Origin of the sequence: Bacillus sp. FSL R9-9530, assembly GCF_038008145.1 — a bacterium.
GTDB lineage: Bacteria > Bacillota > Bacilli > Bacillales > Bacillaceae_G > Bacillus_A > Bacillus_A mycoides.
In genome coordinates, this window is record NZ_JBBOYO010000001.1 from 503,979 (window position 1) to 519,196 (window position 15,218).

12 protein-coding genes are annotated in these 15,218 nt (G+C 38.6%); 10 read left to right on the forward strand and 2 right to left on the reverse strand.

Annotation, left to right across the window (positions count from 1 at the left end):
* Window positions 1–39: 39 nt before the first annotated feature.
* On the reverse strand, window positions 40–1,365 hold the full coding sequence (locus tag MKX66_RS02405; RefSeq protein ID WP_341085404.1) for an ArsB/NhaD family transporter: 1,326 nt from the start codon (window positions 1,363–1,365) through the stop codon (window positions 40–42).
* 262 nt (window positions 1,366–1,627) lie between these two features.
* On the opposite strand from MKX66_RS02405, the gene MKX66_RS02410 reads away from it, so the two are divergent.
* Together MKX66_RS02410 and bshB2 are read left to right on the forward strand one after the other, a co-directional pair.
* Entirely contained in the window at window positions 1,628–1,978 is a 351-nt protein-coding gene (locus MKX66_RS02410) for a YojF family protein (protein ID WP_000407039.1), read from the forward strand.
* 15 nt (window positions 1,979–1,993) lie between these two features.
* A complete protein-coding gene (bshB2, locus tag MKX66_RS02415; protein ID WP_000439465.1) occupies window positions 1,994–2,656 on the forward strand; it encodes a bacillithiol biosynthesis deacetylase BshB2 in 663 nt (220 codons plus the stop codon).
* Window positions 2,657–2,725: 69 nt separating this feature from the next.
* Here bshB2 and MKX66_RS02420 read toward each other — a convergent pair whose 3' ends face one another.
* The gene (locus MKX66_RS02420; protein ID WP_341085405.1) at window positions 2,726–3,958 is read right to left on the reverse strand and encodes a MerR family transcriptional regulator; all 1,233 of its coding nucleotides are present in this window, start codon (window positions 3,956–3,958) and stop codon (window positions 2,726–2,728) included.
* 186 nt (window positions 3,959–4,144) lie between these two features.
* Here MKX66_RS02420 and MKX66_RS02425 point away from each other — a divergent pair, with 186 nt between their 5' ends.
* From MKX66_RS02425 to MKX66_RS02460, 8 genes are all read left to right on the forward strand, one after another.
* A complete protein-coding gene (locus MKX66_RS02425) occupies window positions 4,145–5,431 on the forward strand; it encodes an NAD(P)/FAD-dependent oxidoreductase (RefSeq protein WP_002033464.1) in 1,287 nt (428 codons plus the stop codon).
* Between the two features lie 13 nt (window positions 5,432–5,444).
* Window positions 5,445–6,917, forward strand: a complete 1,473-nt coding sequence (locus tag MKX66_RS02430) for an aldehyde dehydrogenase family protein (RefSeq protein ID WP_341085407.1) — start codon at window positions 5,445–5,447, stop codon at window positions 6,915–6,917.
* A gap of 45 nt (window positions 6,918–6,962) precedes the next feature.
* Entirely contained in the window at window positions 6,963–8,381 is a 1,419-nt protein-coding gene (locus tag MKX66_RS02435; RefSeq protein ID WP_002142589.1) for an MATE family efflux transporter, read from the forward strand.
* A 50-nt stretch (window positions 8,382–8,431) separates the two neighbouring features.
* Window positions 8,432–8,713 carry a cupin domain-containing protein gene (locus MKX66_RS02440; RefSeq protein ID WP_033729945.1) on the forward strand — a complete coding sequence of 94 codons (282 nt, stop codon included), beginning with the start codon at window positions 8,432–8,434 and terminating at the stop codon, window positions 8,711–8,713.
* A gap of 175 nt (window positions 8,714–8,888) precedes the next feature.
* Window positions 8,889–10,349, forward strand: coding sequence for a CoA-acylating methylmalonate-semialdehyde dehydrogenase (locus MKX66_RS02445; RefSeq protein ID WP_286676692.1), 1,461 nt, complete (start codon window positions 8,889–8,891; stop codon window positions 10,347–10,349).
* 30 nt (window positions 10,350–10,379) lie between these two features.
* Window positions 10,380–11,744 (forward strand): aspartate aminotransferase family protein, encoded by a 1,365-nt coding sequence (locus MKX66_RS02450; RefSeq protein ID WP_162014394.1) that lies wholly within the window; start codon window positions 10,380–10,382, stop codon window positions 11,742–11,744.
* 254 nt (window positions 11,745–11,998) lie between these two features.
* On the forward strand, window positions 11,999–13,618 hold the full coding sequence (locus tag MKX66_RS02455) for an amidohydrolase (protein WP_326997394.1): 1,620 nt from the start codon (window positions 11,999–12,001) through the stop codon (window positions 13,616–13,618).
* Between the two features lie 357 nt (window positions 13,619–13,975).
* Entirely contained in the window at window positions 13,976–15,175 is a 1,200-nt protein-coding gene (locus tag MKX66_RS02460; RefSeq protein ID WP_326997396.1) for a multidrug effflux MFS transporter, read from the forward strand.
* The last annotated feature ends 43 nt before the right edge of the window (window positions 15,176–15,218 follow it).

Below are 15,218 nucleotides of genomic sequence, written 5' to 3' on the forward strand. Positions count from 1 at the left end.
TTTTAAAAATCGCCGATATAATTTCATGCAATACAACTTCTACATTAAATAACGTAAATAAATGTAAGCATGTGATAACAATAGCGCAATGATCGTTAAGGGGAAACCGATTTTTAAGAAGTCCATATAAGAGAACCCATGTCCTTCACGTTTTGCAATACCAGCAACGACTACGTTTGCTGATGCTCCAATTAATGTTCCGTTGCCTCCTAGGCAAGCTCCAAGTGATAACGCCCACCATAGTACTTCAATTTGCGGAGAATCGACAGATAGTCCGAGTCCTGTAGCTAAATCTTGAATAAGTGGAATCATCGTTGCGACAAATGGGATGTTATCAATTGTCGCAGATGCGATGCCAGATACCCATAAGATAAGTATAGCAGCGAAACCGATATCGCCATTTGTTACGTCGAGTACTTCTTTTGCAAGTGAAGAAATAAGTCCGATATCAATTAATCCGCCAACGAGAACGAATAGTCCAGCGAAGAAGAAAATTGTTACCCATTCAACGTGGGCAAATACATCTTCAATATCATGTTCTTTCACACCGATTAACATAAGAAGTGTAGCACCTGTCATCGCAATAACGGCAGCGTCTACATGAATAATAGAATGAAGTACAAAGCCTAAAATAGTTAGTCCTAAAATCGTAATGGATTTTAAAAGGAGGCTCTGATCTTTAATATAATCTTTTTCATTTAATGCCATTAGCTTTTCGATTTGCTCAGGTGTTGTTTTTAGTTTGTTGCGATACATGAAGTAAATAATGCCAAGTGTAACGATAGAAATAATGATTACGATTGGAGCTAAGTTTAGTAAAAAGGCATTAAAGTCTAAATGTTTATTAGCTGATCCAATCATAATGTTCGGCGGGTCACCAATTAATGTTGCTGTTCCACCTATATTTGAAAATAGTACTTCTGAAATTAAATAAGGAACAGGATTTACTTTTAAAATACGTGTAATGGATAGTGTAACAGGTACGATTAATAATACGGTTGTTACGTTGTCCAAAAATGCAGAACCGACAGCAGTTAATAGGGATAGTAATAATAAAATGCGGATTGGTTTTCCGCCAGCTGCTTTTGCTGCTTTTATGGCTACAAATTCAAATACGCCTGATTGACTCGTAATATGTACGAGAATCATCATCCCAATTAAAAGGGTAATCGTTTCCCATTGAATATGCGATGTGAAAGCAGTATGTAAATCTACAATTCCAAAAATAATCATAATAGCAGCACCGAATAGTGCGATTACAGCACGATTCAATTTCTCAGAAATAATAAAACCGTACGTGACTAAAAATACGGAAATTGTAAAATAATATTGCCAATTTGCTACTTCATGTGCTGATTGTTCCAATCATATCACCTTCTTTAAAGTATGTATTCAATTGTCGAAATGTATCTCGCTGTATTAATACGGGATAAAATATATTGTAGCAAATTCAAAAAAGAAAGAAAACTATTTAACAAAGTGAAGGAAAAAACATCAATTCTACATATGATATAAAAAAATAAAAAAACACAGTGCAAATTATTAGGAAAAGTGGGCGTTGTCCTCTAATATAGAGATAGCAATTTACATTATTTTTGCGTAAAATGGTTTAAAGAGGTGAATTCCGATGGAAATAGTAAAAGATAGTTCTCTTATTCAAAATGAAATTGAACGTTTTGTAAATAAAGATGTATATATTCATTTAGAAACGACGAATGGAGCGTATGCGTCACACTTTAATGAAAAGATGATGACAGTAGGAGCATTCATTCGAAATGCAATTATTCGCTTTGAGCGTGGGAAAATAACTGGAACAAACCCATACCGAGTTGGTTTGAAAATGGATCATGGCTGGGTATATGCAGAAGGCATTACGCACTGGGAAGTAGACGATAAAGAGCGTTTATTACTAGCAGGGCATGATAACCAAGGCCGCTTAGCGGTAGCGCTTGAGCTAAGCTTAACGCCATTTAAGTAAGAAGGAGGGAAACTTATGGAGAGACATGTACTTGTTGTATTTCCGCATCCAGATGATGAAGCATTTGCTGCGGGAGGAACAATTCGCTTATTAACAGATCAAGGAGTACCTGTAACGTACGCATGTGGTACTCTTGGACAAATGGGACGTAACATGGGGAAAAACGTATTCGCTAACCGTGAAACGATTCCAAATATACGTGAAAAAGAATTAAAAGATGCATGTGAAGCGATGGGGATTCAAGATTTAAGAATGCTCGGTTTCCATGATAAAACGTTAGAATTTGAAGATGTTGATTTTGTTGCCGATAAAATCGAAGCGATTATTCAAGAAGTAAATCCATCTCGAATTATTACATTTTATCCAGAACACGGCGTACATCCGGATCATGATGCATTTGGCCGCGCTGTAGTTCGCGCTGTATCACGTATGCCAAAAGAAGAACGTCCAGCCATTCATGCGGTTGCGATTACAAGAAATCGCGAAGCAGTACTCGGTGAACCGGATGTTGTAAATAATATTAGTGAAGTATTTGAACATAAATTAGCTGCACTAGGCGCGCATCGTTCACAAACGGAAGCGATGCTAGAAGAAACGCATGCAAAAATAAAAAACAAAGACGCAGCAACATTAAAATGGCTGCAACTTGAACAGTTTTGGACTTATAAATGGGAGTAGGCTAGAAGGGTACCTTCTAGTAGCTCTTACATAGAAAAAGCGCCGTCACTTGTGATGGCGCTTTTTGTGCTATTGTTTCGTATTAGCCAAATACATGAGCATGTGGAATTTTTCGTCTCTTACATGATAATCGAAATAAGGTCCTGGATCTGTACAGTAACCGATATTTTCATTTTGCATGATTTGAAATCCGTTAACTGATAAATTTTCTTCTAAGTATTTTGGATGTAAAATATGCTCATGGGAATTTGGATATAAGGCTGAAATATTTTTCAAGGATTTGGCCGAGTTATCATAATACGAGTATCCACCGACAATTGTTGAACTGTTATGTAAATAGTTTTTTAGAACATGACTTGGGAACTCTGGGTTGAGCAGTGAAAAATCAGTTATTGTAAAACTATCCACAAAAACATCGATGCTAAGCGGTTTCAATGGTAGATTTAAATCTGAATTCAAAATATAAAGGACGCGTGGCTTCGGATTCATACGCTCAATTCTATTTCTCACCTTCTTGAGCATTGCAAGCGAATAGCCACTGAATACATAGTTTGCGCTTGGTTCAAGAACATCGATATATTTGGGTAGTGATACAAAAGCATCAACGTTTGTTTCCACAATTAATTTGTTTTTCAAATCTATATTTTGTAGAACTTTTTGAAATCGAAAATTACTTTTTTCAAATAAGTTAATCATTTTGGGATTGATCTCTTTAATCGTTTCTTTATCGTAAAAATAAGATGGATAAGGAGACGTCTCGTACAAGTTCGCGGTAATGATAATACCCTCCTCGATAGCTGCTTCGTATCCACAGCTAAAAGTTAAACTCCCCGTGTGAATGTAGACTTTTTTAATCGTTACATCTTTCATTTCAAGTGGAATGCGGCATTTTGGACAATAGAGAAAATTTACAAAGTCAAGCGGGATTCCTGTAATACTTTCTTCTTTGGATGAAGGCGAGCTAGTTTGAACCGCTTTTTCAATCAATTGGATAGCTTTTGATATGTCTTCTTTTTTCTTGGTTAGCTCGTCCTTTTTATCAATGAGCGAGTTGTTGTAGTAGTCGATATCCTCATGGTCCGAGAAGTTTGTGACACGCCGATATGATAAAATTCGTTGGATTTCTATCAATGAAAAATGAAATTTTTTCAGCTCAGTAATAAAAGTCATGTCGTCGAAACACAATTGGTTCATTTTATACTGAGTGTTTTTTTTGTCTGGTATTAATAATCCTAGTTCAATGTAATAACGAACGGTATCAGTCGTAACATGAAAAAGCTTCGCAAATGTACCAATTTTCATAGATGTACCCCCAATGAAAAAAGTGGAGTTACTCCACTTTTTTCGCAAAATGAATTCAAAAAACTCTCAAATAGCTATTGACTTGGAGGAAACTCCAAGTCATATTATTAACTCAATAAGTTTGAATATTAAGAATATTTTTGACTGTATTGTAACATACATGTCACGAAAGGAGAAGGATTAGCTATGGATAAGATGGATCATATGGATACACTCTCACTATGGACAGCGACTGCAAACAGATATGACAAAGGAAAACCTCTTGAAGGAAATGAAGAGGCGGATGTTGTCATTATTGGCGCAGGTTTCACAGGTCTTTCTTCTGCATATCATTTGCAAAAGTTAGGGAAGAGTGTCATTGTCCTTGAGCAGGAAACAATCGGATATGGCGCAAGCGGTCGCAACGGCGGGATGGTATTGCCAGGCTATAAGTCAACGATGCAGGAGCTTGCCAAGAAGTATGGTGCTGAAGAGGCGAGGCAACTTAACGATCTTTCTCTGCTTAGTGTTGAATTAGTTAAAAACATTATTGACGAGCATCAAATCAACTGTAACTTCAGAAAGACAGGTCACATTGTGGCGGCTTACAAAGCCAAGCATTTTGAAGGGTTGAAACTTGAAAGCGAATACTTAAACAAAAATTTTGGATATGAATGTAGCGTGCTTAATCGAAGTCAGTTGCATCAAGAAATTGATTCCCCGCAATATTATGGTTGCTTAGTCGACGACTCGAGTTACTCGTTCCAACCACTGAACTATGCAATTGGTTTGGGAGAAGCAGCTAAATCGATCGGTGCAAAAATCTTTGAGCATTCGAAAGCACTATCTATTGAGTACGGCCGAAATAGTGTGAAAGTTATTACAGAAAAAGGTACTGTTACAGCGAAAGACATTATTGTTGCTACAGATGGTTACTCCGGAAAAATTATGGCTGAATTGAATAAAGGCGTACTGCCAATTTCGGCACGTATTATTGGTACTGAACAGCTGCCAGAATCACTAGTGAATAGCGTCATTCCTAAAGATCGCATGGTTTTTGATACAAGCAGTTTCCTTTACTATTTCAGGCGTACACCAGATAATCGGATCATATTTGGCGGTGGCGATATTCGTCCAAACTTAGGTGATGCTGTTTATCAAAATGTTTACGATGCCATGGTTAAAATAATGCCAAAACTAGAAGGAAGCAAGATTGATTACAGGTGGGGTGGATTTATCGGGGTTACAATTGATACGTTCCCTGTTATCGGTAGATCCAAAGAAGGCGCATATTTTGCAACGGGTTATACGGGACATGGCGCGTCTCTCTCGACATTGTTTGGTAAGTTATTGGCACAATGGATCGTTACGGGGAGTGCAGGTGGATATCGATTTGAAAAAGAACGCCTTAAATCATTCCCATTTTATAATCAGAAAACGATGCTGGTCAATATAGCACATATTGGTTTCAAACTGGTAGATATTATCGCGTAAAGGAGAGGTGTTTATGAAAATTAACATGTTCATTGACGGGAAATGGGTAGAAGCATTATCGGGTGCTAGACGAAACATTATCAATCCTGCAACCGGAGAGGTTATTGCAACGTCTGCTCATGGATCAGCAGATGATGCGAAGATAGCAATTAAGGCGGCTCGTAAAGCGTTTGATAGCGGGATCTGGTCGGGTTTATCGGCTGATGAAAGAGCTGACTATCTATATAAGATTGCAGACCGTCTTGAAGAGAATACAGCTGAAATTGCCCGTTTGGAAACTGCAAATAACGGTAAGGTTATCCGTGCAACAACCTATATAGATATTCCTGTATCGATTCAATGCTTCCGCTATTATGCTGACTTGATTAAAGGTATGAAAAAGGAATCTTACACTCGTGATGATGCTTCAGAAACGATTATTATTCATGAACCGATTGGTGTTTGTGGACTTATTGTACCTTGGAATTTCCCGCTTATGTTAGCTGTTTGGCAAATTGCTCCTGCACTTGCCGCAGGGAATACAATTGTAATTAAGCCTGCTGACGTCACTCCTGTAAGCGTATTCAAGTTATTTGAAATTATCGAAGAGGTTGGACTTCCGGATGGAGTAGCAAACTTAGTATTGGGACCTGGTTCAAAGGTTGGGAATGAGCTTGCAGAGAGCCATGATGTCGACAAAATTGCCTTTACTGGTGGAACAAAAACAGGTCAAAGTATTATGCGCGCAGCTGCAGGCAATATGAAAAAAATCACACTTGAACTAGGTGGTAAATCTCCACTTATTGTGTTCGACGATGTGGATTTTGAAACCGCAGTCGATAATGCGATGTTTGGTATTTTCCACAACGCTGGGCAAGTTTGTTCAGCTGCATCTCGTTTACTTGTACAAGAGATTATTTATGATAAGTTTGTTGAAAGATTGGCCGAGCGTGCGAACAAAATTGTAGTTGGCAACGGGGAAAGTGAGAATATTGAAATGGGAGCGCTCACAAACGAGTTTCATATGAATGAAGTTTTACATTATATTCAGAGAGGAATCGAAGAAGGTGCAAAATTAGTTTGTGGTGGTAAGCGCTTAACAGAAAATGGGCTTGATCGAGGGTTTTTCATTGCACCAACAATCTTTGCTGATGTAAATGAGAATATGTGTATTGTGAAGGAAGAGATTTTTGGCCCAGTCCTTGTTGTACAGAAATTTAAAGATGAGGAAGATGCCATCCAAAAAGCGAATGATTCTATTTATGGATTAGCCGGTGCTGTATTTACGGAAGATATGGACCTGGCAAAACGTGTCATTAGTAAATTGCGTGCGGGAATTACTTGGATTAATAGTTATCATCTCGCTTATGTGGAAGGTCCTTGGGGAGGGTATAAGCAAAGTGGCATCGGCAGAGCGTTAGGTGTTGCCGGACTGGAGCACTTTATGGAAACGAAGCAAATCAATATCCACCAGCATGCAAATCCGGTAGGGTGGTATGCGAATTAATTGAGCAAAACGTGCTATATAAATTATTAATAAGGGGATATGCTCATGAAAATAGTGGACAACGGTCCGTCATCAAAAATAGAGCAACCAGAAGTAATGAATAAGCCGGTGGATGATTCAGTGCTAGGAACCAAAAGTATTCCGTTACTATATTTACGGTTTGCTTTGGCGGGAATTATGGCTAACGTAATTTTAGGAGTTGTATCGGTTGTTGATGGCTATTTCGTCAGTGGCTTTCAGGAGCTGGAAGTCGAAGGGATCGGAATTGGATTTACGGTCATGGTTATTACCCGTATGATTGGTGTTCTTTTAGGTGTGGGAGCCGGAGCGGTCATTTCACTTCGACTGGGGAAAGGGAAAATCGAAGAAGCTAGAAGTATTATGGGACAAACTTTATGGTTTACTCTTTTCCTGTCTTCTTTGTTAGCTATACTTGGGTTGGTCTTTGAAAATGATATTATGATTTTATTCGGAGCAAGTGATGAAGCACTTCCGTATGCGGTGCAATATAGCCGACTGCTATGGATTTCGTTGCCATTAACGATATTGGCCGTTGTATTAAGTATTTTAGCTAATATCGATGAAAAGCCTATATTATCAATGAACAGTTGGTTAGTCGCAGCGGTCGTTGCTGGGACTATGGAATGGATTATGGTAGTGAAGTATGACATGGGGATGATGGGTTCTTCATGGGCTAATACGATTTCGCAATCGATTCCTGTTCTCCTAATCTTTTATTTCTGGTTTGGTAAAACAAAACTTAAGCCAAAAATGAAAGATATGATGATTAATCTCAAGAAGATTGGTGAAGTGGTTTGGACGGGCTTTGCATCTTTCTCGAGTCAGTTCATGATGTTTATTGCAATTATTTTCACCAACAACTTACTGCAAAGCTACGGTGGTGGTCTACACGTTGCAGCTTTCACGATTCAAAACGGTTACATTACAAATCTCCTCGCCCTAGCAGCGCTTGGTGGGATGACAGGGCTTCAACCGATTATTAGTTATAATTACGGTGCGGGCAACCTTGATCGTGTGAAACAAGCAATTAAGATGGGACTCATTTTTACAGTTTCCTTCTTTGTAATCGTGACAGCCATACTAGTCATTTTTGCAGATCCAATTGTGTCATTTTTTTCCGGTGGTAATCCTGAATTGCAAAAACTGGGGATTTGGACGACAGTTGTATTCAATTGTTTGTTTACGCTTAGTGCAGTTAGCCTGCTTATCTCCGGTTATTTCGAATCGCAAGAGAGAAACTGGTCCGCAACGTTTATTAGTGTAAGCAAAATATTGTTGTTCATGTTACCGTTTCTATTTATTTTCCCGAAATACTGGGGTGTAGAAGGTGTATGGTACGCTGCTCCTGCTGCAGAAATTCCAGGTGTTCTCATTGCCATATACTTTATGAAAAAAGAGTTTAAACGTTTAAAAAATACAAATGTTAAGACAGTAGATTTATAGACTTATTCCTTCAAAATTACCAATAAGAAAGAGAAAGAGAGAGGATTGTCATGTTTTTTGCGAAAAAACTTACAGCAGAAGAAGCAGAGCAACTAGGTGCCAACGCATGGGAACCGTGGGTAGGCGAACCGAATAAAGGAACGTGGCATGTAGAAGAGCAGGAAGTTTTCTATGTGACAGATGGTGAAGTGTTTATTACTGTTGATGGGGAAAAGTATCATATTACAAAGGACTGGATCGTTTCCTTGGCTAAGGACCTTGTTTGTGAATGGGATTGCCCAGTATTTTTGAAAAAGAATTATAAGATGAACCATGAGATCCATCTGAAATAATGTGAACTGGGGAGTGGACAAATGCTAAGCAGATGACTGCTCCTGCGTATTCAATGAATAAGATTAATAATGTTGAAGAAATGTATGTAAATAAGTTTACATACCGTCAAATGAATGCGCTTTCTTTTTAGGGGCGATAACATAGGACGGTTATCTTAAAATAGGAGGCTTCACCATGGTAGTAATGAAAAATGTACAAACGTTGAAAAATTATATTGGCGGACAATGGATAGAATCCACAAGTAAGCAAGTTGAAGATGTACCAAATCCAGCAACAGGAGAGATTATTGCTCGTGTGCCTCTTTCGACTAAAGAAGATTTAGATAGAGCTGTAGCAACTGCGAAAGAAGCATTCAAAACATGGAGAAAGGTCGCTGTGCCTCGGCGTGCTCGGATTCTATTTCGCTATCAACAGCTATTGATTGAAAACTGGGAAGAGTTAGCTAAACTCGTAACCTTGGAAAACGGAAAAAGTTATAAGGAAGCATATGGTGAAGTGCAGCGGGGGATTGAATGTGTTGAATTTGCCGCAGGCGCACCCACTTTAATGATGGGAGAGCAACTTCCCGATATTGCTACTGGTGTTGAATCAGGGATGTATCGTTATCCGATCGGAGTAATCGCAGGAATAACGCCATTTAACTTTCCGATGATGGTGCCATGCTGGATGTTTCCACTCGCGGTTGCATGCGGGAATACATTTGTATTAAAACCATCTGAAAGAACACCGCTATTGGCTAATCGCATAGCTGAACTGTTTAAAGAAGCAGGTCTTCCAGATGGAGTACTAAATATTGTGCATGGTGCACATGACGTCGTTAACGGCATTCTTGACAATGAGGATGTGAAAGCTGTATCTTTCGTTGGTTCTCAACCTGTGGCTGAGTATATATATAAAACAGCAGCAGCTAACGGTAAACGTGTACAAGCTCTTGCAGGGGCAAAAAATCATTCGATCGTATTAAAAGATGCGGACCTTAGTTCTACAGTGAAAGAAATTACAAGTGCTGCCTTCGGTTCAGCTGGTGAACGATGCATGGCAGCGGCTGTTGTTGTCGTGGAAGAAGACGTTGCAGATGAGCTCGTTAATAGACTGCTTCAAGAGGCTAATGCAATTACGATTGGTAATGGTCTGGAAGAAGGTGTTTTCCTTGGTCCTGTTATTCGTGAAGGACATAAAGAGCGGACACTCGGATACATTCAATCCGGTGTAGAGCAGGGAGCGACACTTATTCGTGACGGACGTGAAGACGATGTAGCAAACAGCCAAGGTTATTTTGTTGGCCCAACGATTTTTGACAATGTGACACAGGAAATGAAAATCTGGCAAGATGAAATTTTCGCACCGGTTCTTTCTATTGTACGCGTAAAAGACTTGATGGAAGCGATTCATGTTGCTAATGCATCGCCATTCGCAAATGGTGCATGTCTGTACACAAATAGCGCGAAAGCTATTCGTGAATTCCGTGAAGAAATTGATGCAGGTATGCTTGGGGTTAATCTTGGAGTTCCTGCTCCAATGGCATTCTTCCCGTTCTCAGGTTATAAGAAATCTTTCTATGGTGATCTCCATGCAAATGGAAAAGATGGCGTAGAATTCTATACTCGCAAGAAAATGCTTACGGCTCGTTATTGAAAGCGTGATGTAAAACCATAAAAAGATAGAATGGAGCTGGTGATTGTGCAAGCGACGGAGCAAACACAAAGTTTGAAAAAAACAGATGAAAAGTACCTTTGGCATGCGATGAGAGGAGCAGCCCCTAGTCCAACGAATTTAATTATCACAAAAGCAGAAGGGGCATGGGTGACGGATATTGATGGAAACCGTTATTTAGACGGTATGTCCGGTCTTTGGTGCGTGAATGTTGGGTATGGTCGAAAAGAACTTGCAAGAGCGGCGTTTGAACAGCTTGAAGAAATGCCGTATTTCCCTCTGACTCAAAGTCATGTTCCTGCTATTAAATTAGCAGAAAAATTGAATGAATGGCTTGATGATGAATACGTCATTTTCTTTTCTAACAGTGGATCGGAAGCGAATGAAACAGCATTTAAAATTGCTCGTCAATATCATCAACAAAAAGGTGATCATGGACGCTATAAGTTTATTTCCCGCTACCGCGCTTATCACGGTAACTCAATGGGAGCTCTTGCAGCAACAGGTCAAGCACAGCGAAAGTATAAATATGAACCACTCGGGCAAGGATTCCTGCATGTAGCACCGCCTGATACGTATCGAAATCCAGAGGATGTTCATACACTGGCAAGTGCTGAGGAAATCGATCGTGTCATGACATGGGAGTTAAGCCAAACAGTAGCCGGTGTGATTATGGAGCCAATCATTACTGGGGGCGGAATTTTAATGCCTCCTGATGGATATATGGGAAAAGTAAAAGAAATTTGCGAGAAGCACGGTGCGTTGCTCATTTGTGATGAAGTTATATGTGGATTTGGCCGGACAGGGAAGCCATTTGGATTTATGAATTATGGCGTCAAACCAGATATCATTACAATGGCAAAAGGTATTACAAGTGCGTATCTTCCTTTGTCAGCAACAGCAGTTAGACGAGAGGTTTATGAGGCATTCGTAGGTAGTGATGATTATGATCGCTTCCGCCATGTAAATACGTTCGGAGGAAATCCTGCTGCTTGCGCTTTAGCTTTGAAGAATTTAGAAATTATGGAGAATGAGAAACTCATTGAACGTTCCAAAGAATTGGGTGAACGACTGTTATATGAGCTAGAGGATGTAAAAGAGCATCCAAACGTAGGGGATGTTCGCGGAAAGGGCCTTCTTTTGGGCATTGAACTAGTGGAAGATAAGCAAACAAAAGAACCGGCTTCCATTGAAAAGATGAACAAAGTCATCAATGCTTGTAAAGAAAAAGGCCTAATTATTGGTAAAAATGGTGACACTGTCGCAGGTTACAATAATATTTTACAGCTTGCTCCTCCATTAAGCATCACAGAGGAAGACTTTACTTTTATCGTTAAAACAATGAAAGAATGTTTATCCCGCATTAACGGGCAGTAAAACTCCCACCTCAAAATGCGGCTGGAGCAAAGAAGTTAGGTGGGAGATCAACTGCCCGTAAAAGCCCGATTGGTGAGGGCTAATAATCAGTGGGGGATGAACAAAAACCCCCCCACTGATTAAAGTTTCACTTTAGCTCAACTTTAATTAATTATTGATAAATCTTGTTAAAAAGCGGATGAGCCTATTAGGAGATGTAACTTTAAATACTGAATGAATTACTCGAAAAGAGTAATTCCGAAAGGGTTGAGTTTATGAAAGCTGATGTTGTATTGATAAATGGAGAAGTTATTACAGTAGACCAAAAGAATACAGTAGTCGAAGCTGTAGCAATAAAAGATAATCATATCGTAGTTGTTGGCTCAAATCAGGAGGTTAAGAGTTTTATAGGAGAAAATACGGATGTAATTGACCTGCAAGGGAAAACGATTCTTCCTGGATTCATTGATTCCCATCTTCACATCATTTCTCATGGACTAAATCAGTTGGCTGTCAGTTGTAAAGCTGAACATATTGATTCTATCGATGCTTTATTAGATGATCTGAAAAAGAAGGCCTTAGAAACGCCAAAAGGTGAATGGATACGTGCTTGGGGCTTTAATGAAACCGCTGTGAAGGAAAAGCGTTATCCAACAATTACTGAGTTGGATGGAATTTCAGTTGAACACCCTATTATTATAACTCGTACTTGTCACCATATAAGCGTGGTGAACAGTAAAGCATTAGAAATTGCGCAAATTAACGAGAACACACCGGATACGAATGGGGGAGTTATTGAAAAGAATCAGGCAGGAAGGCTTACAGGAAAGTTAATTGAAGCAGCAAATATGAGTATGAGCGAGGTTGCAAGTTATACAGAAAGTGAAATGATGAAGGCTGTGAAAATTGCATCAGATCATTTCGTTGCAGCTGGCATAACAAGTATACATGACGCAGGTGGAGATGGACCGGAGAGTTTTCGTTTACTACAACGAGCTGTGAAGAGTAGGGATATTCGTGTCCGAATATATGCAATGATATGTCAAATAAATAACTCTCATGAATTTGTTAATAAAATGGTCGAGGCTGGTGTGGTAACTGGTACCGGGGATGAAAGATTCAAAGTCGGACCAGCTAAATTGTTTACAGATGGAAGTAGCACGGGGCCTACAATTGCAACCCGTAAGTCATATTCAAGTGACCCTAACAATTACGGCATTCTTTATTATAGTGAGGAAGAAATCTATAAGGTTTTAGGTGAAGCGCATAAAAAAGGCTATCAAATCACTGTACATGCACAAGGTGATAAAGCTATTGAAATGTATTTGAATTGTGTAGAAAGGGCGCTAGAGGAATCACCAAGAAAAAATCACCGTCATCGAATCGAGCATGCGGGAATTTCTTCACCAGATTTACAAGAGAGAATGAAAAAACTCGAGATGGTTCCAATTCCAAATCCTCCATTTCCATATGAATTCGGAGAGATATATGTAGAGCACTATGGTGATCGTGTTAATCACATGTACGCTGCTCGTGATTTTATTGATCGTGGCATCATTGCAGCAGGTAGTTCGGATGCACCAGTTACTGACTATAATCCTTTATTAGGAATTCATGTTGCTGTCAATAGAAAAACTAAGTCCGGAATAGAGGTTGGTGCTAATCAATCTATAAGCGTAATGGAAGCTATTAAACTGTACACATGGAATGGTGCTTATGCGAGTTTTGAAGAAGAGATAAAAGGAAGCATAGAGGCCGGAAAGTTGGCGGATTTAGTTATATTAAATGACAGCATTTTAAGTGTCAATCCAAACCAAATTAAAGATTTAAAAGTAGAAACAACAATTATTGATGGTGAAATTATCTATCAAAAAGAACAATCAGTGAAAATGTAGCAATAAAAAAACGCCCCTTCAATTGTGAGAATGATTTTAACAATTGAAGGGGCGTTTCAGTTGTTTAGTTGCGCTTTTCAAATCGTATTAATTTTCCAAGAGAATTGAAAGGATATTCGTCTACTAACAAATATTCAGATTATGAACACTAGAAAACGAACACAACCTATCATATAATTGAAAGACTATATTTTAAAATCAATGTTAATATTACCCTCCTATAAGTATTAACATGCGTAATTGAGGTGTTTTCTTTGTTGTTTTATGATCGAATTTCTATTATGGCCCCTCCTGTTCCGTAGCTAAGGAAAGTCTATTCATTTCTGAGATTTTCAAAGTTATAGGAGGGTATTAAAAATGAAAAAAGTCTCAGTACCATCACTTTTGTTAATGATCATTCTAGTCGCATTTCCGCAAATTAGTGAAACGATTTACACACCGTCTTTACCTGATATTTCAAAGGCGTTACACGTAAGTAATAATGAGGTGCAGTTAACACTTAGTGTGTATTTTGCTGGATTTGCTTTAGGTGTATTTTTTATTGGGTGGTTATCGGATATAATTGGCCGTCGCCCGGCAATGTTATTTGGAATTGTTGTATATGGCGCTGGGAGTTTCTTATGCTTTATTGCAAATTCCCTTGAAGTTTTATTGCTAAGTCGTTTTATTCAAGCGTTTGGAGCAAGTGCTGGCTCTGTTGTTACACAAACGATTCTTCGTGAAAGTGTAGAAGGACATAAGAGGCATGTTATGTTTGCTCAAATCTCGGCAGTCATTGCTTTTACACCAGCGATAGGACCGTTAATTGGTGGCTTTCTTGATCAGATGTTTGGATTTAAAATCGTATTTTTAAGTTTAGTTGTTATGAGTGTTGGGATTTTGTTATATACGTTTGTTTCGCTTCCGGAAACAAAAACGGACGCAATAACGGGTAAAATAAATGTATTTTCTGTATTAAAACGGTTGATTACAAATCCGAAAGTAGTAACGTATGGATTATTAATTGGAGGAGCGAATGGTGTTTTATTTAGCTACTATGCAGAAGCGCCGTTTATCTTTATTGAATACTTTCAGTTATCGCCTAGTATGTACGGATTTCTAGGAATTGTTGTTGCTTCCGCTTCTATTATTGGAGCGAAAGTTTCAAAGCGGTTACTTGCTACTTATAAACCAGAGAAAATTATATATATCGGTTGTCTTGTAATGATAGGGGGAGCTATCTTCTTAACTGTTATTAATTCATTTGGATCAAATCCAAACATAATATATATGATTGGATTTTTAGTAGCGATGTTTATATTGCTATTAGGAATTGGGGTAGCATTGCCTAACTGTTTAAGTTTAGCATTAGTAGATTTTCAAGATGTCATTGGTACAGCTGGAGCATTGTTTAGCTTAGGCTACTATGTAATTGTAACGATGATAATTTGGGGAATGAGTCAGCTTCATACGGGCTCGTTAATGGTGATGCCGCTTTATTTTCTGGCTATAGTAGTTATCATGATGGTATTTACTAAAGTGTTTATTTTAGGTAAACAAACTTCAAAAATGATTTAAATATGAAATTGTAAAAGAGTCTCATTTTTTAATGAGACTCTTT

Bases quoted from the DNA above. Each gene is read 5' to 3' on its own strand.
- MKX66_RS02430 (WP_341085407.1), top strand. From the start codon at position 5,445: ATGAAAATTAACATGTTCATTGACGGGAAATGGGTAGAAGCATTATCG.
- bshB2 (WP_000439465.1), top strand. From the start codon at position 1,994: ATGGAGAGACATGTACTTGTTGTATTTCCGCATCCAGATGATGAAGCA.
- MKX66_RS02440 (WP_033729945.1), top strand. From the start codon at position 8,432: ATGTTTTTTGCGAAAAAACTTACAGCAGAAGAAGCAGAGCAACTAGGT.
- MKX66_RS02450 (WP_162014394.1), top strand. From the start codon at position 10,380: ATGGAGCTGGTGATTGTGCAAGCGACGGAGCAAACACAAAGTTTGAAA.
- MKX66_RS02420 (WP_341085405.1), bottom strand. From the start codon at position 3,958: ATGAAAATTGGTACATTTGCGAAGCTTTTTCATGTTACGACTGATACC.
- MKX66_RS02410 (WP_000407039.1), top strand. From the start codon at position 1,628: ATGGAAATAGTAAAAGATAGTTCTCTTATTCAAAATGAAATTGAACGT.
- MKX66_RS02455 (WP_326997394.1), top strand. From the start codon at position 11,999: ATGAAAGCTGATGTTGTATTGATAAATGGAGAAGTTATTACAGTAGAC.
- MKX66_RS02460 (WP_326997396.1), top strand. From the start codon at position 13,976: ATGAAAAAAGTCTCAGTACCATCACTTTTGTTAATGATCATTCTAGTC.
- MKX66_RS02425 (WP_002033464.1), top strand. From the start codon at position 4,145: ATGGATAAGATGGATCATATGGATACACTCTCACTATGGACAGCGACT.
- MKX66_RS02445 (WP_286676692.1), top strand. From the start codon at position 8,889: ATGGTAGTAATGAAAAATGTACAAACGTTGAAAAATTATATTGGCGGA.
- MKX66_RS02435 (WP_002142589.1), top strand. From the start codon at position 6,963: ATGAAAATAGTGGACAACGGTCCGTCATCAAAAATAGAGCAACCAGAA.